The sequence below is a fragment of the Maribacter corallii genome (assembly GCF_047345415.1).
Taxonomy (GTDB): domain Bacteria; phylum Bacteroidota; class Bacteroidia; order Flavobacteriales; family Flavobacteriaceae; genus Maribacter_C.
In genome coordinates, this window is the sequence record NZ_JBLFEP010000001.1 from 822,707 (window position 1) to 844,251 (window position 21,545).

At 42.3% G+C, this 21,545-nt stretch carries 16 protein-coding genes; 2 read left to right on the forward strand and 14 right to left on the reverse strand.

Features of this window, described 5'->3' with window-relative positions; translation table 11 throughout:
- Position 1: 1 nt before the first annotated feature.
- Positions 2-2,725 (reverse strand): carboxypeptidase-like regulatory domain-containing protein, encoded by a 2,724-nt coding sequence (locus ACKWCA_RS03800; protein WP_413976807.1) that lies wholly within the window; start codon positions 2,723-2,725, stop codon positions 2-4.
- A 118-nt stretch (positions 2,726-2,843) separates the two neighbouring features.
- Between ACKWCA_RS03800 and ACKWCA_RS03805 the strand changes: the two genes are divergently transcribed.
- The gene (locus ACKWCA_RS03805; protein WP_413976808.1) at positions 2,844-3,896 is read left to right on the forward strand and encodes an endonuclease/exonuclease/phosphatase family protein; all 1,053 of its coding nucleotides are present in this window, start codon (positions 2,844-2,846) and stop codon (positions 3,894-3,896) included.
- A gap of 68 nt (positions 3,897-3,964) precedes the next feature.
- Here ACKWCA_RS03805 and ACKWCA_RS03810 read toward each other — a convergent pair whose 3' ends face one another.
- The 10 genes from ACKWCA_RS03810 to uvrC all read right to left on the reverse strand — a co-directional run bounded on the left by ACKWCA_RS03810 (position 3,965) and on the right by uvrC (position 18,674).
- Positions 3,965-4,552: a 3-keto-disaccharide hydrolase gene (locus ACKWCA_RS03810; protein ID WP_413976809.1), complete on the reverse strand. Its 588-nt coding sequence runs from the start codon at positions 4,550-4,552 to the stop codon at positions 3,965-3,967.
- A gap of 60 nt (positions 4,553-4,612) precedes the next feature.
- On the reverse strand, positions 4,613-5,050 hold the full coding sequence (locus ACKWCA_RS03815; RefSeq protein WP_413976810.1) for a hypothetical protein: 438 nt from the start codon (positions 5,048-5,050) through the stop codon (positions 4,613-4,615).
- Positions 5,051-5,141: 91 nt separating this feature from the next.
- Positions 5,142-7,715: a TonB-dependent receptor gene (locus tag ACKWCA_RS03820; RefSeq protein WP_413976811.1), complete on the reverse strand. Its 2,574-nt coding sequence runs from the start codon at positions 7,713-7,715 to the stop codon at positions 5,142-5,144.
- Positions 7,716-7,890: 175 nt separating this feature from the next.
- On the reverse strand, positions 7,891-9,528 hold the full coding sequence (gene pgi, locus ACKWCA_RS03825; protein WP_413976812.1) for a glucose-6-phosphate isomerase: 1,638 nt from the start codon (positions 9,526-9,528) through the stop codon (positions 7,891-7,893).
- A gap of 113 nt (positions 9,529-9,641) precedes the next feature.
- Positions 9,642-10,934 carry a M23 family metallopeptidase gene (locus ACKWCA_RS03830; protein WP_413976813.1) on the reverse strand — a complete coding sequence of 431 codons (1,293 nt, stop codon included), beginning with the start codon at positions 10,932-10,934 and terminating at the stop codon, positions 9,642-9,644.
- Between the two features lie 9 nt (positions 10,935-10,943).
- On the reverse strand, positions 10,944-11,906 hold the full coding sequence (locus tag ACKWCA_RS03835) for a tryptophan 2,3-dioxygenase family protein (RefSeq protein ID WP_413977119.1): 963 nt from the start codon (positions 11,904-11,906) through the stop codon (positions 10,944-10,946).
- A 113-nt stretch (positions 11,907-12,019) separates the two neighbouring features.
- Positions 12,020-12,871, reverse strand: coding sequence for a DUF3108 domain-containing protein (locus ACKWCA_RS03840; protein ID WP_413976814.1), 852 nt, complete (start codon positions 12,869-12,871; stop codon positions 12,020-12,022).
- A gap of 389 nt (positions 12,872-13,260) precedes the next feature.
- The gene (hppD, locus tag ACKWCA_RS03845; RefSeq protein WP_413976815.1) at positions 13,261-14,424 is read right to left on the reverse strand and encodes a 4-hydroxyphenylpyruvate dioxygenase; all 1,164 of its coding nucleotides are present in this window, start codon (positions 14,422-14,424) and stop codon (positions 13,261-13,263) included.
- 174 nt (positions 14,425-14,598) lie between these two features.
- A complete protein-coding gene (locus tag ACKWCA_RS03850) occupies positions 14,599-16,866 on the reverse strand; it encodes a patatin-like phospholipase family protein (protein WP_413976816.1) in 2,268 nt (755 codons plus the stop codon).
- Positions 16,867-16,886: 20 nt separating this feature from the next.
- The gene (gene uvrC, locus ACKWCA_RS03855) at positions 16,887-18,674 is read right to left on the reverse strand and encodes an excinuclease ABC subunit UvrC (protein WP_413976817.1); all 1,788 of its coding nucleotides are present in this window, start codon (positions 18,672-18,674) and stop codon (positions 16,887-16,889) included.
- 562 nt (positions 18,675-19,236) lie between these two features.
- Here uvrC and ACKWCA_RS03860 point away from each other — a divergent pair.
- On the forward strand, positions 19,237-19,806 hold the full coding sequence (locus tag ACKWCA_RS03860; RefSeq protein WP_413976818.1) for a 5-formyltetrahydrofolate cyclo-ligase: 570 nt from the start codon (positions 19,237-19,239) through the stop codon (positions 19,804-19,806).
- On the opposite strand, the gene ACKWCA_RS03865 is transcribed toward ACKWCA_RS03860, so the two are convergent.
- From ACKWCA_RS03865 to ACKWCA_RS03875, 3 genes are read right to left on the reverse strand one after another with little or no spacing between them, the layout of a single operon-like run.
- Positions 19,785-20,453: a lipoprotein signal peptidase gene (locus tag ACKWCA_RS03865; RefSeq protein WP_413976819.1), complete on the reverse strand. Its 669-nt coding sequence runs from the start codon at positions 20,451-20,453 to the stop codon at positions 19,785-19,787. The genes ACKWCA_RS03860 and ACKWCA_RS03865 overlap by 22 nt on opposite strands.
- A gap of 34 nt (positions 20,454-20,487) precedes the next feature.
- Positions 20,488-21,111 (reverse strand): hypothetical protein, encoded by a 624-nt coding sequence (locus ACKWCA_RS03870; protein WP_413976820.1) that lies wholly within the window; start codon positions 21,109-21,111, stop codon positions 20,488-20,490.
- A 46-nt stretch (positions 21,112-21,157) separates the two neighbouring features.
- Positions 21,158-21,541, reverse strand: a complete 384-nt coding sequence (locus tag ACKWCA_RS03875) for a TraR/DksA family transcriptional regulator (protein WP_413976821.1) — start codon at positions 21,539-21,541, stop codon at positions 21,158-21,160.
- Positions 21,542-21,545 lie beyond the last annotated feature (4 nt).

Below are 21,545 nucleotides of genomic sequence, written 5' to 3' on the forward strand. Positions count from 1 at the left end.
CTTAAAAACTATAGGCCAGATTCAAGAAAAAGGTCCGTCCGTAGCCATACCAGTATTTCGGGGCAAAAGAAGGGGTTCCGCTCAGACTGTCACGGTATAACTGACCAAAGTTCCCATTTCTACTTTGTTCATAACCTCCTGTTCTAAAAGTAGCGTCGAACAGATTGTTGATACTGGCAAAAATGCTGATGTATTTCCCTTTTCTGAGCCATGATTTTCCACCGACCAGATTCAAAAGGTAAAAACTATCCAAGGGTTCTTGACGTAACAGTTTGGCTACATTTTCCTCCGTAGCATCCGGAAAAGGGTTTCCTGTATCAGGATTCAAATAGAAACTTGATGTTCTTATAATCGTTGAAATATTGGCATAATTGTCAGTTAGGTAATTGGTAGTTGCACTTACCCACCAATAGTTAGGGTCGCGGTAATGGACACCGAACGAATAGGCCTGCTGAGGGCCTTGTGCAAGTTTGTAATCCTTGATGCGAGCCCTCCCCAAATCAACAACCCCCTCTTGATTAATATGATTTTCTTCCGCACCAGCAGTATCAAAATTTATGGATACCAACGGTTCGCTAGCAAAACTATATCTCGCCATAGCGGCAACGGCGGACAGTTTCACCATCGATGACACCTGATATTCAAGTCCCACCTCTATTCCTTTATGTAATTTATCCATGTCCGTTATCACCTCCTGTACAAAATCCGATCCTAAACCGGCATCCACAAAAAAGAAGTTGACATCCGTTACATCTTGAAATCGCGAATAAAAACCTGTTAAGCGCCCAGTGAGTTTCGGTAACCTTAAGTAATACCCGATATCCAAAGTCGTTATTCTTTCGCTCCTAAGCTGGGGCACCACCTGATTGTTTTCTCTAGGGTTGATGAAGCTATTCTGTAAAACTGGAGCTTTGGAGACTCGCGCAGCGTTCCATAGCAATGAATGTCTACCATTGAGCCTATAGCCCATCCCCCCTTTAAAATCGACATCAGTGAAACGCAGTTTTTCACTTTTGCCCAATGAATTTGAAGGGAAACGTTGATTTTGAAATCTTCCGTTACGTTGGTATGTGCTTTTAGTGTATTGTGTTGCTAAAAAGAAATCCCATCGTTTTTTGGAATAGCGCAATTGGGCAAACGCTTCAAACTTTAGCGCCGCGGTACCGTAATCATAACCAAATCGGTCGCCCTCTTTCTTCTCCAAATCGCCATTGATATCGTTTCTCGTATTGGAAAAGGCGTCGATGTCCATATGAGCATGTGCCCCTAAGAGATCCACAATGCTCGCATAGTTCTCCGCTTTAAATTGTTGATACGTTGCCCCGACATCAAGCTTCAAAGTGGGGCTTATCTTCATATTTCCGATAGTGTTCAGTACTATTTTTTTGGTATCGATAACATCATCTTGAAGGAGATAGGCCGCACGTTCTTCGTTAGCGGAATACACTCGACCCCAGTGCAATTGGGGTTGGCTTAGAAAACCTTGTTCTGCGGTACGTGCACTTGTAAAATTGGCACCAATGGGGCTATTGACATAAAAGCTGGGCAAATAGCGATAATACGTGGGGTCGGGGTTCGGCGCACTGAAGTAGGCTAGCCGACTTCTTTTGTTTACCCCGAATTGATATACTATTGCGGTGTTTAAGCCGAATTTTTTTGAAGTATAAAAATGATTCAGCATCCATAACGGTTGTTCTATTTTCCGTTCCCGCGAATTGCGAATCTTTCCATTTTGTTCTCCCCAATAAGGGTTATATCGTTTTCCTACCAAGCGAAATACCTCTTCGGTCAGGGCAGAAGAGCGTCCCCTTCGATTCGATGCCCATATGCCCGTAAAATTGAAGCTGTTTTGCGCGTTCAAGCGATATTCCAAAGCGCCAAAAATTGAATACGCATCGTAAAGCGTACCATCGATGTACCCTTGTTTGGCCCATCTACGGGATGCTGAAATACTATAAAAAAGGCGGTTTGTATTCGCTTTCGCGGTATATGTTGCCATCAGCCTACCGGCATAGGTTCTATTGGAAAAGGAGGAAGATAATCGTGTTCCCGGTCGCAGTCCGGAAGGTCGTGTATCGATGTTCGTGCTCCCTAGAATTCCACCAAAATTATATTCGGAAGGCTGTAGACCTTGGGTAAAATGTTGATTCCTGGTTACATCATTGAGTCCGCCCCAGTGATTCCATTGTGGTCTCCCATCTTGAAATGCATTCATTGGCACGCCATTGATACTTACTTGTCCATATTGGGAATCATAACCCCGTACTCTGAAGAAGGCTTGTCCAAAATCGAATGCGGATCGACTCAAAAACACATCGCGAGTCGCTTGCAAAAGTCCGGTAGAAATGGAGCTAAGCTCGTCGTCTAACAATTCTGAATCCGTTAGGGTAATGAGATTGTCCGCTTGCTCGGAACGGAAATCCCTTTCAAGAAATATCGAATTCAAATTCAGGCTATCCCCCTCAACGACCACCGGAATGCGTTGGATTACATAATCCGCCAATTCCAAATGAAGTATTTGCGTTCCGGAAGCCGAGCTATGCAGCCGAAACCATCCAGCAGAATCGGTTTGCACCGTATTCGTTGTGCCTTCAATAGTTATGAGAACTCCTTTTAACGGCTTCTTACCACGACTATCCAATACGGTACCTAGCACACTAGATTGCTGCGCATGGATTGCAAACAAGGTACAAAGCCAAAACAGAAACGTGGGGGAATATTTCATTTGGTCGGTTTGTTTTCAACAAAAAGTAAAATGCAATATAGTAATTAACTTACATAAATTAGATTAAATTCTTATTAATAATTTGTACTTTTGAATCTATCCTTTTGAAACACTTGTTTTGAACATAAAGCCCATTCTCTTTTTTGTATTAAGTCTAGGGGTACAAATCGGACTTTCCCAAGGTCAGAAGACATATCAAGTTCGTACGGTGGCTTTCTATAATTTGGAGAACCTATTTGATACGGAGAACGATTCCTTAACCTTAGACGACGACCGAACCCCTGCGGGAAAAGACCAATGGACCGTTAATCGGTATGAGAAGAAAATTGCCCATATGGCAAGGGTGCTTGCGGAAATCGGCAGGAACATCTCAACAACATCGCCTGATATCGTTGGGCTTTGTGAGGTAGAGAACAGGCAGGTTATCGAAGACTTGTTACAACATCCTTACCTCAGGGATAACGACTATAGTGTGATACATTACGACTCTCCTGACGAACGGGGAATAGATGTAGCCTTGATCTATAAAAAATCAGCTTTTATTCCCAATTCATTCAAGAGCCATCGCCTATTGCTCTTCAACGACGAGGGGTTTCGTGATTACACCCGAGACCAACTTGTGGTCGGGGGCCATTTGGACAATGAAGAAGTACATTTTTTAGTAAATCATTGGCCTTCAAGAAGTGGTGGGGAAGCAAGAAGTAGACCCAACCGAATCGCCGCTGCCAAACTCAACAAGCGCATTATCGACTCGATTACGGCATTTGACGCAGATGCCAAAATCATCAGTATGGGTGATTTTAATGATGACCCTATCAATGATAGCTTTAAAAAGATTCTTAGAACCTCGGACGGATCCAAAGCAGCTGTTGGGACTGTTGGCTTATTCAATCCCATGGAACGACTTTTTAAAAAAGGAGTAGGCTCTTTGGCCTATCGAGACAAATGGAACCTATTCGACCAAATCTACTGCACTATGAACTTTATTTCCGAGGATAAGAAAAAGTACTCTTTTTGGAAAGCAGGTGTTTACAGCCCTGAATATTTGATAGACCCTTCTGGAAAGTATAAAGGCTATCCGCTGCGCACCTATGCCGCAGGAAGCTATATTGGCGGGTATTCGGATCACTTTCCGGTGTACTTGTATTTGATACGAAAAGTGAAATCGTAAAGAGCGTATTTCTTCTAGTCAGAAGATCATAGATGATTTCAATTCCAGCTCACTATTCAATTAAAAGTTTATAGCTCTGTAATCATAAGATTGCGCCACTTCACTTTAATACCACCTCCATCATGAATCTGAAGGGCTACCGAGCCTTCGCCCGCACCGATTTTTTCATCGGTTAGGGTAATCATTTCAGTACCGTTGAGCCAAGACGTAATGGTCGCCCCGTCCACACGGATTTTCATGGTATTCCATTCCCCCTCTTTCAGGGCTTTGTCTTTTTCCGGTTCGGGTTTGATCAACCAACCTCTGCCATAGGACTCATAAACGCCTCCTGTGTCGTGACCTGGGGGGGCTACCTCTACTTGCCAGCCACTGACTTTTGTACCTTCAACAGTAGACCGGATAAATACGCCGCTATTACCGTCGGCTTCTTGTTTGAACTCAAACGTGAGTTCGAAATCTTTGTAGTGCTTATCCGTAGCCAAGTAGCCATATTGCTCTTCAGGGCCGCTTTCACAGATTAAAAGGCCCTCATCGACATACCACTTTTCGGTACCATAGATGGTCCATCCATCTAGGTTTTCACCATTAAAAAGTGATTTTTGTGCGGTTAGTTGTATCGAAAAGACAAGTACTATTAAGAAAAGTAACTTTTTCATTTTATCGTAGTGTTTTTGACTCAAAAGATTCCTACCGATGATGGAATGCCTTTGAAAGTTTTAATTGAACCATTGGCCCCAGGGAATTCGGCTCAAAATCAAGACAAGGCCTAGTCCGTAGAATATGGCAATACTTTTGAATTTCTTTTTCCCTTCCATAAACTTCTTATGTCGAGACCACCCCACCGTAATCAAGACAATAGCAATGATATTGATAAAAGGGTGCTCTACAGCCAATAATCGCGCTGCGGAGTTCATACCACCCATACCCAATTCTTGAACGGCTTGAAGGCCATTGCTAGAAACAAAATATAGAATCAGGCCAAGCACCAACTGTATATGTGACAGGATCAGTGCAAAGAGGCTCATACGATAGTCTTTCTCTAATGTAAACATCTTATTGCCCATAAGGCCGCTAATCGCGTTTAAAACAGCTAGTATCAGTATCGCCAGAACAGCATAGGCAAAATACGAATGAATGTTTTGTAGTATTTCCATTGGTTTATTTTAGAGAGGTAAAATACGAATTCTTAAGGCATAAAAAAACCCCGACATTGCTGTCGGGGTTCTTTATTCTATGATTAGTCGCCTAGAAGTTGTATCGTAGCGAAACATTATAGGTGATACCATTGGTATTGAACAGTCCAAATCTATCCGATTGTTGAATACGGACTTCATCGAAAAGGTTAAACACATTACCACGTAGGCTCAATTGGTTTTCCCCTAAGGCAAAGTTATAGGTAACTCCTAAATCGGTCAAAGAGTATGAATCAAGATAGCCTACATTCTCTACCTGCACGCTTGCTCCGTCATTCAACCACAAGCGGTCGAAATAATTCAGGTTTCCATCAAAGGAAAGTGCTTCCAGTGCTTGGTATCGAAAGCTCAGACCAGCAGTAAATTGAGGGGCATTGGTCACTTTAACACCTTCTCTATTGGTGCCTGGGTTTTCAGAAACCAACTGACCTGTATCATCGTTGTAAATGGCCACATCGGATGTGCCATCAAACTGCCAACTACCTGCAGAGAGGTATCCGTTGACTCTTAACTTTCCTTGAATATTATACTCCAAATCCAATTCGGCACCACGGTGAATTTGACGTACTCCCCTATCGAAAATATTCAAGAAAATATCGTCACTATCGTCATCGGGCGTGCCGTTCTCGTCTACATCGGTTCCAGTGATTACCCTGTTGTCCCAATCAGTAATATAGAAATTGAAGTTGGCTTTGAATCCTCCTGAAAAATACTTGTAACCAACTTCGATTCCCGTGATTTCTTCGTTGTCCACTTCCGGATTATCAAAAATATCATTGGATTCCCTGATGTTCACAAAAATATTATCAAGGAACGGTTGACGTGAATAATACCCAACATTGGAGAATATCTTATGATTTTCGGCAATGTCGAAAGACCAGCCGGCTTTTAGGTTGTATCCGATTTTGGCCAATTTTTCAGATTCACCGAGCCCTTCGCCCTCAAATCGACCAGTTCTTTGGTATGATTGGTTGGACAAAGCTCCTTGGGCGTACACTGTAAAACGGTCCGCCGCATATTCAATTTGAGAGAAAATACCTTGGTAGTTGATATTCTCGGAATAATCGTAATCTATTCGCTGTCCTTCATCCGCAAAATTGAATAATGATGCCCACGGTGTTGGATTGTATGTTTCCGTAACGGTTGCACCATCTGGTCTATCACCCGTCCAACCCGTCAAACCGTACAAATCGGCAACTTGTCTGAAGTGATCTCCAGTATAGAATCTCAAATCAGTACCAAAGCTAAAATTGATTCTGTCATTTAGCTGTGTATTGAAGTTCGAAACCAGGCCATACCATTGGTGATTATTCACCGAAGACCTTCTGATATAGACGTCATCTCGGCTTCCACCTGTACCGGCAGCCGTATTTTGAGCCTGTATGGCGGCATAATCTACCTGACCAAATAAGGGTCCATCACCATCAGGGTCAGCAGTTCGAATGCGTCCAAAACCTCTTGGTCCGGTTCCACCTCCGCGACCCCAAGACGCATAAGCGACAGTTGCCAATTCAGAATTCTCGGAAATAGTATAATCCCAGTTAAAGTTGAAGACCGGCTTGTGGTAGTAATTGGTTCTTTCCGATTCGATTCCATCTTCCGTAAAGCCCCAGTGTTGATTGAATTTTGGGTTGGCTTCCAGAATCTCTTCACTCTGCGACCAACGCTGACCGTGCTGTTGCGGTGCTCCGGTCAATAGTACGTTAAACGCGTGAGTGTCATTTGGTTTATATCCAGCGGCGAAATAATAGGTTTGGCCACTTCCAAAGGTTCCCTCTGCCCATTTTCTATGTCCTTGCCAATGGTCTAACAATACGGAAAATGACCAGCCTTTATCATTGATTCCCGAATCGTAGGAGGCAGTCGTTTTAAAGTAACTATCGTTTGCACCCATCATACGCACAAAACCACCTTTTTCCCTCTCAGCGGATTTCATCACCAAATTGATGGTTCCCCCAACGGAAGAAATGGCTAAGCGAGATGACCCTAGTCCCCTTTGGACCTGCACGCCATTTGCGATATCCGCAATTCCTGCCCAGTTAGACCAGTATACACGACCATCTTCCATACCGTTCACAGGCTGTCCATTCAATAGGGTCGCGATGTTGATTTGATCGAATCCCCTCAGAAATAACTGGGAATCACCAAAACCGGTTTGTCCTGAAACGAAAGCGGAGGGTGTACTTTTAATGATTTCCGGTACCTCAACATTACCTACCGCTTTTTCTTGTATCACACTTTTGGTTATCGTGGATACGGCAACAGGTGTATTACGCTTTTCGGCCAAATCGATAAGTCCTGAACCGATGACCACAACACCTTCTAATTCTTCGGCATCCGGTTGTAAAACAATTTCCCCGATAGAACCCATCGATGTGAAAGACACTTTCTTGGTCACAAAACCGATATAGGAAAAGACAAGTGTTCCGCTATCTTCGGAAACTTCCAAGGTGAAATTTCCATCAAAATCAGTCGAGGCACCCGTCTTGGTTCCCTCAACAACCACACTCGCACCGGGCAAGGGTTCGTTAAGCTCACCGTCAAGAACGGTTCCGGTAATAGTTCCTTGCGAAAATGCAATGGCGGACATAAGGGACACAACCATCGCGATGTACATTTTTTTCATTTGTTCTAGTGTTTATTTAAGTTCTCAATTTTGCTGCAAATGTGTCACTTTTTTTGACCTTTCGCTTTAAGGCAAAGTTAAATTCGCAACATGCAAATTTAACACTTATTTAGCATTTGAGGTTAAAAATCCAACGAAGTTATTCAGGGTTGTTAAAAATTACCAGAATGGCATTTTAGCCCTTAAAAGATTTTAACAATTGCAATGTAGAACTGTCATGATCACCGATTTCAGAACCATTGATATCAGCTAGGATGGTATTCGCCAATTGTTTCCCTAATTCTACGCCCCATTGGTCGTAGCTAAAGATATTCCAAATGACGCCCTGTACGAATATCTTATGCTCATACATCGCGATCAAGGCCCCTAAACTGCGTGGGGTAAGTTTATCGATGAGAATGGTGTTTGTGGGCCTATTGCCTTCAAAGACCTTAAAAGGGAGTAGTGCCTCCAACTCATTGGTCGGTACTCCTTTGGCCTCCAGTTCTGCGCGTACCTCTTGTGCTGTCTTGCCGTTCATCAAGGCCTCGGTCTGGGCAAAAAAGTTGGCCATGAGCTTGTTGTGATGATCGGTATCTCCGTGTAAGGACTCTTTGAATCCGATAAAATCGGCAGGGATCAACTTGGTACCCTGATGGATCAATTGAAAGAACGCATGTTGCGAGTTCGTGCCGGGCTCACCCCATATGATCGTACCTGTTTGATAATTGACACGATGACCCGCTCGATCTACACTTTTACCATTACTCTCCATAATACCTTGCTGCAGATAGGCCGAAAAACGACTTAAGTATTGTGAATATGGAATGATCGCTTCGGTCTCGGCATCGTAGAAGTTGTTATACCACACACTTAACAAGGCCAGAACAACCGGAATATTCGTTTCAAAGTCGGCCGTTCTGAAATGTTCATCCATCTCATTCGCACCCGTCAAGAGGGCATCGAAATTCTCAAAACCTACGGCCAACGCAATAGAAAGACCAACGGCACTCCATAAAGAGAAGCGACCGCCCACCCAATCCCACATAGGGAAAACGTTTTCTTGGGCAATCCCAAATTCCGCAATTTTCACCGTATTTGTAGAAACTGCAGCAAAATGCTTTGGAATATCTTCTTGTGTGGCGCTCTTAAGAAACCACTTTTTTATCGTAGTAGCGTTGCTAAGGGTCTCTTGAGTCGTAAATGTTTTGGACACCACTACAAAGAGGGTCGTCTCTGGGTTCAGTTCTCTCAATACCTCATGTACATGATCCCCGTCAACATTACTTACAAAATGAACTTTTAGATGGTTCTTGTAAAACTTCAACGCATCGGTCACCATTGCCGGACCAAGATCAGAACCTCCGATTCCGATGTTTACCACATCCGTAAATTGCTTTCCGGTATACCCTTTTTTATCTCCCAAGATGATCGACTCGGTGAAGGTCTTGATTTTGCGCTTCACCTCATATACCTCCTCAACGACATTTTTTCCGTCTACCCAGACCTCATCGTCCTCTTTGGTTCGTAAGGCCGTATGTAACACGGCTCGGTCCTCGGTTTGATTGATATGTTCGCCCCCGAAATACTTATGAATCGCATCTTTCAGTTGTACTTCATTGGCCAATTTCACCAAAAGTCGGAGTGTTTCCCCAGAAATTTTGTTCTTGGAGAAATCGACCAAAAATTCATTCCATTTTATCGTGAAGTCACCCGCTCTATTTTCGTGCGACGCGAAATAGTCTTTGAGATGTATCTCTTTCGATGTATCGTAATGATCTGAAAGTGCGTTCCAAGCACTTAAAATGGTAGGGTTGTTGTTCTGTAACGCCATTGTATACGCTTAGGGGTTATCGTTTACTCACGTATCCTTTTCTTCAAAGGAAAGTGCAAAAGTAACCATAATCCCAATACGTCAGAAAGGGGTAACGAAATGGCAAAGGATTATTATTGATTCAAGGTGATAAGATCTTCGTCTTCCTCTACCATTTGCTTTTCAGGATACAACATACAGTCGAGTTGGTCCTTAAGCGGTGTGATATAGTCGAAGTACTCAGGTTGTAATGTTTCCGCGAGTGGTTCGGCCTTCGGAAGTTCTTCCCTTAGAGGATCTACTTGTCTATTGTTCTTCCAAAAGCGATAACAGACGTGTGGGCCGCTTGTATTTCCGGTCATACCGATCCAACCGATAACGTCACCCTGCCTTACGAACTCTCCTTTCTTTACCTTTTGCTTTTTCATGTGCAGGTACTGGGTAGAATAGGTGGCATTATGACGGATCTTGACATATCTTCCATTTCCTCCCCTACGGGTCGACTCCGTGACGGTTCCGTCAGCAGTGGCCATAATAGGTGTTCCGACCGGGGCGGCATAGTCCGTACCTTTATGGGGTCGAATTCTATTCCCGTAATATCGAATTCTTCTTTTCAGGTTGTATCGTGATGACAATCTACCGAATTCGACGGGCATTCTTAGGAAAGTTCTTCTGAGGTTATTGGCTTCCTCATCAAAGTAATCCACAATGCTTTTCAATGAATCGTTTTCATAAGCAAAGGCATAGATTGGTTTTCCATTATGCTCAAAATAGGCCGATTCAATGGGCTCCGCACCAGCATAGATACTATCATTGATATATTTTTCCTTGTAGATCACCTTGAACTTATCTTGCTTTTGCAGCATAGTGAAATCGATGGTCCAAGCATATACGTTGGCCAAGTTATGCGTTACGGCATAGTCAATCCCTTGTTCCAAAATAGCATCGGAGAGGGAGGTTTCTATGACACCGGATACCTCGCGCTCTACATACTTCACTTCCCTTTTATTCTTATAGGCTACGGCACTATCCCGAAAATCGACTACAGTATAGTTGATAGGATCGTTTTCGTAGATAAAGATCTGGGCGGTTTCGGTGGTGTCTTTTGACTTTAAAATGGTGTACGGTTTGCCTACCCGAATTCTTCGAACGTCGAACGTGTCTTTAAATTCCTGTGAAATTTTGGCAATTTTAGGATAGTCTACCTTGTTATCGAGCATGAGCTCCCCAAAACTATCCCCATTTCTTACGGTGTCTTCTTGTACGGTGAATTCGTCAAGGTTAAAGCCGAACTTGGTCACTACGGGTTTTTCGATAGCATCGATTTTCGCTATAATTGGCTTGGTTTCGTTTTCGACCGCTTTTTGGTCATCTTTACATGAAAATAGTGCGATGCCTAGAAAAAGAATGCCCCAGAATCTCTTCATTATCTACTTTTATACTTTGTTGGGATTAAAGATATGGTCTACCCATTGTTTACCCCAATCATTTAACTCTTCTTTTGAATATAGTTCTGGAAAAAACACAACTTTTTGAAAACTAGGGGGAAGGTACTGTTTCCAATTCGTTCCTCCGGTGGCGCCTATTTGGTCTTTATCTTTCGCCAGATATCTATGGGCAGAGCCCATGTGCATCAAAGGCCAGTTTACGTTTGCATTTAAGTCCAATGTCTTTAACGCTTCAATTAGCTCTTTATTATCTCGTTTAGTAGCATCAAGTCGTTGGTATTTATCGTAGATGGTACCTTTTTTCAACTGTTTGGCAATGCGAACCAAACGCGGGGTATATCGATACTCAAATTGTTTAAGGGTGAGTGTTTTTTCACCAGTTGTCAAATCGGTTGCCCCCTTTTTCCAGTAGATGTTTTCGTAGAGATCCTCAATTTTATCGGTCGAAGAAAACTGGTCACGTTCCGTATGATGCACCAGATTTTCCAATGGTGTCGCATAGAGTTCTATCATACGGTATTGTACCGACTGGAAACCACTCGCTGGAAGTAACGCCATGCGGTATTGTAAAAATTGCTCGCGCTCCATGCCCTTGATCATGATACTGAAAGAAGATATGAGCGCCTGAAAGTAACTATTGATTCTTCTAGTCTTTTCCAAAAAGAAAGCGAGATTCTGTGACTTATCATCTACCAACTGTTTCTGCTCATGCAGAATCAACTTAAAATACAATTCGGTTATCTGATGGTACATGATAAATATTTCCTCATCGGGGAAATAGGTTCGAGGTACCTGAAGACTTAATAGGGTGTCAAGGTGAATGTAATCCCAATAGGTAAGGTAGCGTTGGTAGAGAAGTCCGTCTAGATACGCACTTAAATCTTGTCCTGAATCTTTATACTTCTCTTCAAGTTTTGAGATTTGCGAATCAACGCGCTCCTTGTCTTTCATCATGTACTTTTCTGGCCGTTCGAGAATATGCGCATAGCGAATTCACATACGCAACATTCGTTTTGACGCCATCAAAATTACATAAAGATTTTAAATGATGCGGTATGGAGGCATTAGTCCATTATAATCTTGAACTGGTGTTTCAGCCCATTATAAGCATCCAAATCGGCTTTGATAGCACCTACGGCCAAATCGGCACTAATGCGAACTGGAATTCTATTGTCATCGGCCGAGACCCAAAGAGAAAGACTCTCTTTTTCTTTAAAAACCCGACCTGATTGCACCAGCGGTCGGAATTTATAACAGTTGACCTTTCCAAATTTTGTCTTTAGCACTTCTTGGCCCATGTATTTCAACTTGAAATCAAAGACACCGTCATCATCATACAGCATTTTCAATGTAACGGCCTTGCCCTCGACCAAATTTTCTGGAATGTAGTTATTTCGCAAGTAATAAAAGGCGGAAAGTAAATCTTGAATACTGTCTTGCAGTTCAAAATCCATTTTCTTTTTATTCTTCTTGTCGTTAAGGACGGCTTTTTCTTCTTTATGGTCGAAGTTGATTTCAACGTCCTTCGTATAACCCCCTTCATTGATTTTTCTAACGAACTTATAGGGTTTACCGTCTTCTACTCCAAAATAGCTTTCATAGGTATCGTCTACCTTGAAGAATATGCTGGCAAAACCTGTGGTTTCTCCATGCCCCACCACATGATATACCGGTACTTCATCAATCTCGGCAGTCTTAACGTGTAATGTTGCATAACTGGCATTCAGAAAACCATAATGCAAACGAAATTTCAGCCATTCTCCTGGTTTAAAAGCAGATTCCTTTTTCTCCTTCTTATTTTTTGAGGAAGCAAGAGATCGGCTTGAGTTCATTGCCAAATCACTTCCGGAATACTTCTCTTGAGCATTAATGAACAGGCCGACCGACAAAAAAGTAAGTAGTAAAAATCTCTTCATAGCTTTCGAAATTGCACTAAAATTACACAATGTGTAGTAAAACTTAGTATTAGTTACAATAACTTAAACAAAATTTATTCCAAAGTATTGTGCGATCGCCAAAAGGGTCGAAAAAAAGCTTGAATTGCGCCTTATGTCATTTAGGGCGCGATGACACGTCTATACAAAAAAAGCCCAGCTTAAAAACTGGGCTTTTCCTAAATAACCAACCAAACTTTAAATTATGAAAAACCAATACTTAAAGTTGTAAGGGAACCACCCCTTACTGATGTAAATTTACGCCATACTTATTATGCCCGCATAGCTTTTAACGTACTTTAACTATTCCCTTAACACATATTTAAGCCCCTCGGTATAAAATTAGGAATCTCTTAAGAAAAATGCCTGTTTTAAAGGGTGCCTCTTGCCTCTTGCTCTCGCTCTATGGCCTCAAAAAGCGCTTTGAAATTGCCCACTCCGAAAGATTGTGCACCTTTGCGTTGTATGATTTCTATGAACAAAGTAGGTCTATCGACTATGGTCTTCGTAAACAGCTGTAAAAGATACCCTTCTTCATCACGATCGATCAAAATACCATGCTTTTTGAGCACTTCAACATCCTCATCAATATCACCTACGCGATCAAGTAGGTCATCGTAGTATTCTTCTGGCACGTACAAGAATTCAACTCCCCTTTGACGCATCGCCGAAACGGTGGTCACGATATCATCGGTAGCCAACGCCAGATGCTGCACACCCGGGCCATTATAAAAATCGAGATACTCTTCTATTTGTGATTTCTTTTTGCCCTCTGCAGGCTCGTTGATCGGAAATTTGACCCTACCGTTGCCATTGCTCATTACCTTGCTCATGAGCGCAGTATATTCTGTAGCGATATCGTCATCTACGAACGACACTATTTGGGCAAACCCCATGACCTCACCATAGAACTTGCACCAGGTGTTCATTTCGTCCCAACCCACATTGCCGACCATATGATCGATAAATTTTAGCCCTACGGGCTCAGGGTTGTAATGTGATTCCCATTTTCTATAACCTGGTAGAAAGATGCCCGAATAGTTCTTTCGCTCAACGAACATATGTACTGTTTCACCATAGGTGTATATTCCGGAACGTACGACCTGCCCGTGTTCATCTTCTTCCGTGGTGGGCTTCAGATATGGTTTGGCTCCTCTTTTTGTGGTTTCCTCAAATGCTTTGGTTGCATCGTCTACCCATAAGGCGACCACCTTTACGCCGTCACCATGTTCATTGATATGCCTATTGAGCTCACCTCCTTTTTGCAGGGGTGTTGTCAACACCAAGCGAATTTTATCTTGCCTTAGCACATAGGAGACCCTGTCTTTCAAACCGGTTTCCAGGCCGGCATACGCTTCGGACTGAAAGCCAAAAGCTGTTTTATAAAAGTGGGCGGACTGCTTGGCGTTGCCCACATAAAGCTCGACGTAGTCGGTGCCTAGCAGTGGAAGAAAATCTTCCGCTTCCTTAAAAAGTTTTTTAAGGGAATATTCGGTGTTCTTTAAATCTTTGAGGTTTTTTATTTCTGCTGCCATGATTCTTTTTTGAATTGTTGATGTTATGATTTAAGCGTTGTTCTACGGTATGGAACTTGCTTACCACATCGCCCTTAAATGGGCCATTATATCAATTCTGAATTGCAACATCATATTCTAGGTTCTTCCGATGCAAATATCGGGAAAAAAGTCATAGTCGAACGAATCACCGTTCTAGAACCAATACCCGATACTAAAAAAGAGATTTCCCTTATCGATTTGTGGCGACCACGAATACATTACTTGAATAGGGCCCAAAAAAGATTCATAACCATAGCTGACGCCATATCCGGAATAATTAGGGGGTGTAAACCATTCTCCGGTCCTGAAAAGGTCATCATCGATATTCGCAACATTTGCCGAGAACATGATGTGGTTTTTGGGGGCAATCTCAAAATCTACCCTGCCATAGGCCTTTACATAACTATTTCCAGGCAAGGACAGGAAGTCATACCCTATAAAAGGCACAAAATTATTGATCAAGTTCGTGCCATAGCCTCCCAGCACAAAATCAAAGGAGGTCACGTTGGAGGTGCCTAATTTGAAGCCGCCTTCGGTTTCCAAGTTAATGGATAGATTGTCAAAAAAGGTAAAGGCTCCCCCTATTCTAGCCTTTGCGACCGAAAACTCCTTGAAATTGTTGTTGTAATCGGAAGACAGTACGTAGAAATGAAAATCACCGTTGAAGTATAGTCCACTTGATGGAAAGTACTTATCGTCATAGGTATCGAGGGTGAGTTGCCCAAAAGCGCTGTAAAAATTGCTCTTCTCAAAATTGGTTCTTCCATCGCCTCCGACTATAGAAGGTAATTGCTCGCTTTCATTCAATAACTCTCCCAACGTTCGCGTACTGTATTTCAGGTATTTATGTTCCAAGCCTGTCGTAAATGCGAATTCTTCTTGCCATACGGTCTGTAGATAGACTTGATTCGTCAAATCGGTAACGCCTAAGTTGATGGTATTGACATTTCCGACATTCGGAACTTCAAAATTGCTTTTGATGATATCGAAATCTATTTCCTTGTCAAAGGCGTTGAACCTCGAATTGAAACCGAAACTCCAATACGAGCCTTTATCGATATAGTACTGCAGATTGTATCGAAGGTTGTCGCCTAGAATGAAATCAAAAGAGGTGACATCATCTTGGGTCAAAAAGCTCTTTCTCGTCAGGTTGATCATGGCGGCACTTTTATAGAGATCATCATAGTGGGCCCCTAATCGAATAAATGTCTTGTTCTTGCTTTCCTCTAATCGCAGGATAAGGTCTTCACCCACACTGTTCGATACGAGTCTGTAGCGGATGGTTTCAAAGTTTTTGGTCGTGGAAAGATTGCTGATTCCTTGTTGAAGCTTGCCAAAGGTGATCTTATCGCCTAAATCGAATCGCAATTTGCCTTTGACATATCCCCGGGAATAATTCTCACTACTACCGGATATGACCAAGCGGTTGACCACAATCTCATCATTGGGTGCGATTGATTTTCTGTCGACTTTTTCATTTTTCTGATACTTTGAAAGCGCCGCCAACTCTTCATATTTCGTTCTTGCCGTAGCTTCACCCAATTCCATTATGGCCTCGCGCTGATCAAAGTCAAGAACAGTATACGCATCCATGTTCGGTTTGATGTATATATCCGTTTTTTTGGCTTTATCCTCCATATCGGCTACCGACCTGAACTTATTGATTTGTGAAAGTATTTCCGTAGCGGAAGATAGGGCTTCACGGTTTGAGAGCCCATGTTGCACATCAACACCGATGACTACATCCGCACCCATTTCGTATACTTTGTCCAAAGGGTAGTTATTAACGACGCCTCCATCGATTAAAACGGCACCCTCAATGGTTGCCGGTTCAAAAAGCGAAGGCAGGGTACCACTGGCCATAACCGCTTCTGGTAGATATCCAGTGTTCAAAACAACTTCCTCGCCCGTTTCCACGTTGGTGGCAATGCATACAAAAGGTATGGGCAGTTTGTTAAAATCATCGACATCCTTGACATGGTACAAAAGCCTGACCAATTCGTTATAGATATTCTGCCCACCGGAATAGGCTTGAGGTACGGAGATCTTGAACTTATCGAAAGGTAGGGTCAGTGCGTATCGTTCCGAATCTTCTTTCTCATAAAAGGTTTTGGCGCTTCGGGGCAGGTTATCTTGGATCAGGTTATTCAGGTCCGTTTTTTTGAAAATAGAATCGAGTTCAGTGGCAGAATAACCAGAGGCATACAAGGCCCCGATGATGGCACCCATACTCGTACCTCCGATATAGTCGATTTTGACCCCTGCCTCTTCGATGACCTTCAAGGCTCCGATATGTGCCAATCCTTTGGCACCCCCACCACTTAGCACTAGACCTACACGTACACCATCGTCTTTTTTAGCCTCTTGACCCCATGAAAAGGTCAAAGCGCACAACACCCATAAGAAAACAACTGTTCGCATATATATGTTTGACGGCATTACTAGTGAAATGTTTCATATATTTTTCTTGCCCTCGCCATTCCCACGGTTTGCGTAAGATCCTCAATAGATGCTGCCTTGATCCGTTTTACGGACTTGAATCTTTTCAATAACTCTTGAGCCGTTTTTTCACCGACGCCTTCGATTTCTTCCAATTCGGAATTTATCGCAGCCTTGCTTCGTTTGTTTCTGTGAAAGGTAATTCCAAAACGATGCGCCTCGTTCCGTAACTGTTGGATTATTTTCAGACTCTCGGACTTTTTATCCAGATACAGCGGAATCGGGTCTTCCGGAAAATAGATTTCCTCTAACCGCTTGGCAATACCGATAATCGCTATTTTTCCTCTGAGACCCAAACTATCCAAACTTTTCAGGGCGGACGATAATTGGCCCTTCCCCCCATCAATGACAATCAATTGTGGTAAAGGTTGCTTCTCGTCCAACAATCTTTTGTATCTTCTATAGACGACTTCTTCCATCGAAGCGAAATCATCAGGCCCTTCAACGCTTTTTATATTGTAATGTCGGTATTCCTTTTTTGACGGTTTCCCATCCCGAAAAACGACACAGGCCGCTACCGGATTGCTTCCCTGAATATTACTGTTGTCAAAGCATTCGATATGACGGGGCTCTTCAGAAAGACGAATATCTTTTTTCATCTGTGCCATAAGGCGGTTCACATGTCGTTCAGGGTCGATGATGCTGATCTGCTTGAACCGTTCTTGTCGGAAGAATTTCGCATTGCGTTCGGAAAGGGCGACGATTTTTTTCTTGTCACCCAATTGCGGCACGGTCACTTTCAAATGCGGTTCGACCGTGACCTTAAAAGGCAGGTAAAGCTCTTTCGATTCCGATTGAAACCGATTACGTATTTCCAAAATAGCCAGTTGCAGTAGTTCTTTATCTTCTTCGGCCAGCTTCTTTTTGATTTCCAAGGTATGCGAACGAACGATGGAGCCATGCGATAGTTGCAGGAAATTAACATAGGCAAAGGCTTCGTCGGACACAATCGAAAAGACATCTACATTGTTGATCTTGGGGTTGACGATGGTAGATTTGACCTGATAATTCTCCAAGACATCGATTTTGTCCTTAACGCGTTGCGCTTCCTCAAATTTCATTTCAGCTGCTAGGGCCTTCATTTCTTTTTTGAAGTATTGTATCGAAGACTTAAAATTGCCCTTGATGATTTCACGGATATCCGCGATCTGTTGATGGTACTCTTCTGCACTTTGTAAGCCCACACAAGGCCCTTTGCAATTGCCCAAATGATACTCTAGGCAGACCTTGTATTTGCCCGAGTCTATTTTTTCCTGTGATAGGTCATAGTTACATGTCCTTAAAGGATAGACACTTCGTATCAAATCCAATAAGGTTCTTACCGTCTTCATACTCGTATACGGACCGTAGTATTCAGAACCGTCTTTGATCAATTTACGTGTCGGGAATATTCTTGGAAAACGCTCGTTCTTGACACATATCCACGGATAGGATTTATCGTCCTTTAAAAGCACATTATATCTCGGACGGTACTTTTTAATGAGATTGTTCTCTAAAAGTAGCGCATCTGATTCGGTAGGTACTACGATATGGTGAATGCGTTCGATCTTCTTGACCATGACCCGGGTTTTACCGTATTCATGCTTCTTCATGAAGTAGGAAGACACCCTTTTTTTGAGGTTTTTTGCCTTCCCGACGTATAAGATCTTATCATCGCGGTCATAGAACTGATACACCCCCGGATTATTGGGCAACGTACTTAACTGTATCTCGATGGGTACTTGGGGCATTGATGTGTATTGGTCGTTACTTTAGAAGACAAAGTTAAATTACTACGTTTTTATAAAACCACGCAGCATTTTCTGTTTATTTAACGTGCGCTACTCTTTTATTTGAGCTTCAAATACAACGAGAAACATGGCTATTTCGATTGGATTTCTCTAAACTAGTGCACCCATCATTTTGCAAGAATATCAGCTTCAAAATCAAGATTAAAAAATTAACATTTACTATAATCGGCTCATCTCTTTTATTTACAGTGGAAGTTCTTTATAAATAGTTGTGAATCACATATTTGCATGCCCTAAAAAATAGAATAAATACTATTTTGAGCTTAGACAATTTGTTAAAAAGTGCATTTCATCGATAAAAAAGTGCATTTCATAGGATTTTCACGGGAATTTTTACATATATTTAGCCATCAAAATCGACCATACATGGACACCTATATCATCACACTTGGTACCTACCTTATCCTAATGCTTTTTTGTAAAGTCTATTATGCCGTGGCTATAAAAGACTAGTACTGCTTGCCTCCCTTTTTCTTATCGCAAACCATTTGAACGTCATTGTATGTTGAAAAAAGATGCGCGATTAAAGTATTCCCAATTAAGAAAGAAGATTTCTAAAGAGTCCTTATTAAATTCCAGTCTGGCCATTGCCAATAAAACTCTTGAGCTTCCGATATGGAAAGCCGAGTATTTTCATATTTTTTTACCCATTCCGGAAAAGAACGAGTTGGATACTACCTTTATACTCTCTATCCTTCAAGGCAAGGATAAGACTATTGTGCTGCCCAAGGTCTCTGGCAAAAACCAGCTCAAAAATTATGTATTGACGGATAGTACGAAATTGAAGTTGAGCGAGTGGGGTATTCCAGAACCTGTAGATGGCATTGAATTGCCGGAAGACAAAATCGATGTTGTTTTCGTGCCGCTGTTGGCCTTTGATAAAAAAGGAAACCGAGTAGGTTACGGGAAAGGATTTTACGATGTTTTCCTTCAAAAATGCAAAAGCGATGTCATAAAGGTAGGGCTCTCTATATTCGAGGCCGAAGAGTGGATTACGGATACCAACGATCATGATGTTCCTCTAGACTATGGGGTGACGCCTAAAACCACTTATTCATTTGCCACCGCTTGATTTTCCTCTGTAAAATCATATTCTTCCTCTTCTTTCTTCGGAAACGCTCTTTTATTGAACACCAATAAAATGCCCACTCCGGTGCTTATGGCCGTATCGGCAACATTGAAGACAGGATCAAAAAAACTAAAGGGCTTTCCTCCAAAATATGGCATCCATTCAGGCCACACCGTATCGATTATCGGAAAATGCAACATGTCTACCACTCGGCCATAGAAAAGTCCACCATAGGGCTCATCAGAAAAAAGTGTAGCGACCTCACGGCCGATGCTTTCATTAAAAATAGTACCGTAAAAAACCGAATCGATAATATTGCCCAAAGCTCCGGCAAAGATGAGGGATACTGCTAAAATCAAGGTTTTAGAAGATTTTTTTCTAATGGTATCATAGAGCCAATACCCTATTCCACCTACGGCGAATAACCGAAAAACGGTCAATATCAATTTACCGGAGGACTCTGAAATAGGCAAAAAATCACTCAGTTTCGCTCCCCAAGCAGCACCTGAATTTTCGATAAACAGAATCTTGAACCAACTGAACACCTCAACCGATTCTTGGTAATGAAAATGGGTTTTGATATAGATTTTACTGACTTGATCTACAATCAATATGACCGCAATCACTAAGAGCGACTTCTTCAAACTCATTCTTTACACTATTGATGCGGCAAAAATAGACATATTATTCGACTCTTTTCAGAAGGATATTACCTGTTACAGTGCGCAGATCATACTGCCCATTTCCAGAATTTGAATCAGGACCTATGATTTTCCCGTATTTACTTTTGGCCGTCACCTTGGCTTTTTCATAAAATGCGGAAATGGGCCCGCTTTGGGTGACAACTTCTACATTTTCGGATACTCCGACAAGATCGCACCTGCCGTCATTCAAACTGATGTTCAATAACTCGTACACCCCAGTGGCGGAGACATTGCAATGGGTGCCGAACACATGAACCGTTTTATGCTCGGGCAGGAGTACTTTGAGTGCTATCGATATGACCTTATGGGCACTCAATTTATCATTGGGATTTATGAAATTAGGCTGAAAGGCGGCACTTATGCCGATGGTGGATCCTTGTTCGGTTACGTTCAGTAGCAGGTCTTTTTTATACTCTCCATCAATTTGGGCTTCAATGATCAGTTCTTGTGAGTCGGAGGTTGCCAAATCGATTTCGAAGCAATTGCCGACATCGATCTGTATCTTTGAAATGTTGTCTTTCAATAAAGTCTTCTTGACCAACTTTTGGGCAGTTAGGGATTGAAGACTTACCAACAATCCGAAAAAAAACAACACTCTTCCCATTTCAATAGCTAAGAAAAACGTCCGCTTGGCTGCGGACGTTTGATCTTTATTTCTGCATGTTCTTTGCCTCAATACTCAGCGTGGCATGGGGCACGAGCTTTAAACGTTCCTTATTGATGAGTTTGCCTGTTACACGGCAAATACCATAGGTCTTGTTTTCTATTCGCAATAGGGCATTCTTCAAATCACGGATGAATTTTTCTTGACGGATGGCCAACTGTGTGTTCGCTTCCTTACTCATGGTTTGTGAACCTTCTTCGAATGCCTTAAAGGTTGGAGAGGTATCGTCCGTTCCATTATTCCCATCGTTCATATACGAACTTTTCAATAAGTCTAAATGGCTCTTGGCCTTCTCGATTTTTTCTTCGATCAATGCCTTGAACTCGGCCAAATCCTTATCTGAATATCGTATTTTTAAATCTTGTGCCATTTTC

Coding starts and splice junctions, on each gene's coding strand:
- pgi (WP_413976812.1), bottom strand. CDS start 9,528: ATGGCGTTACAGAACAACAACCCTACCATTTTAAGTGCTTGGAACGCA.
- ACKWCA_RS03840 (WP_413976814.1), bottom strand. CDS start 12,871: ATGAAGAGATTTTTACTACTTACTTTTTTGTCGGTCGGCCTGTTCATT.
- ACKWCA_RS03870 (WP_413976820.1), bottom strand. CDS start 21,111: ATGGGAAGAGTGTTGTTTTTTTTCGGATTGTTGGTAAGTCTTCAATCC.
- ACKWCA_RS03810 (WP_413976809.1), bottom strand. CDS start 4,552: ATGAAAAAGTTACTTTTCTTAATAGTACTTGTCTTTTCGATACAACTA.
- ACKWCA_RS03830 (WP_413976813.1), bottom strand. CDS start 10,934: ATGAAGAGATTCTGGGGCATTCTTTTTCTAGGCATCGCACTATTTTCA.
- ACKWCA_RS03835 (WP_413977119.1), bottom strand. CDS start 11,906: ATGAAAGACAAGGAGCGCGTTGATTCGCAAATCTCAAAACTTGAAGAG.
- ACKWCA_RS03865 (WP_413976819.1), bottom strand. CDS start 20,453: ATGAGTTTGAAGAAGTCGCTCTTAGTGATTGCGGTCATATTGATTGTA.
- ACKWCA_RS03875 (WP_413976821.1), bottom strand. CDS start 21,541: ATGGCACAAGATTTAAAAATACGATATTCAGATAAGGATTTGGCCGAG.
- uvrC (WP_413976817.1), bottom strand. CDS start 18,674: ATGCCCCAAGTACCCATCGAGATACAGTTAAGTACGTTGCCCAATAAT.
- hppD (WP_413976815.1), bottom strand. CDS start 14,424: ATGGCAGCAGAAATAAAAAACCTCAAAGATTTAAAGAACACCGAATAT.
- ACKWCA_RS03820 (WP_413976811.1), bottom strand. CDS start 7,715: ATGAAAAAAATGTACATCGCGATGGTTGTGTCCCTTATGTCCGCCATT.
- ACKWCA_RS03800 (WP_413976807.1), bottom strand. CDS start 2,725: ATGAAATATTCCCCCACGTTTCTGTTTTGGCTTTGTACCTTGTTTGCA.
- ACKWCA_RS03860 (WP_413976818.1), top strand. CDS start 19,237: ATGTTGAAAAAAGATGCGCGATTAAAGTATTCCCAATTAAGAAAGAAG.
- ACKWCA_RS03850 (WP_413976816.1), bottom strand. CDS start 16,866: ATGCGAACAGTTGTTTTCTTATGGGTGTTGTGCGCTTTGACCTTTTCA.
- ACKWCA_RS03815 (WP_413976810.1), bottom strand. CDS start 5,050: ATGGAAATACTACAAAACATTCATTCGTATTTTGCCTATGCTGTTCTG.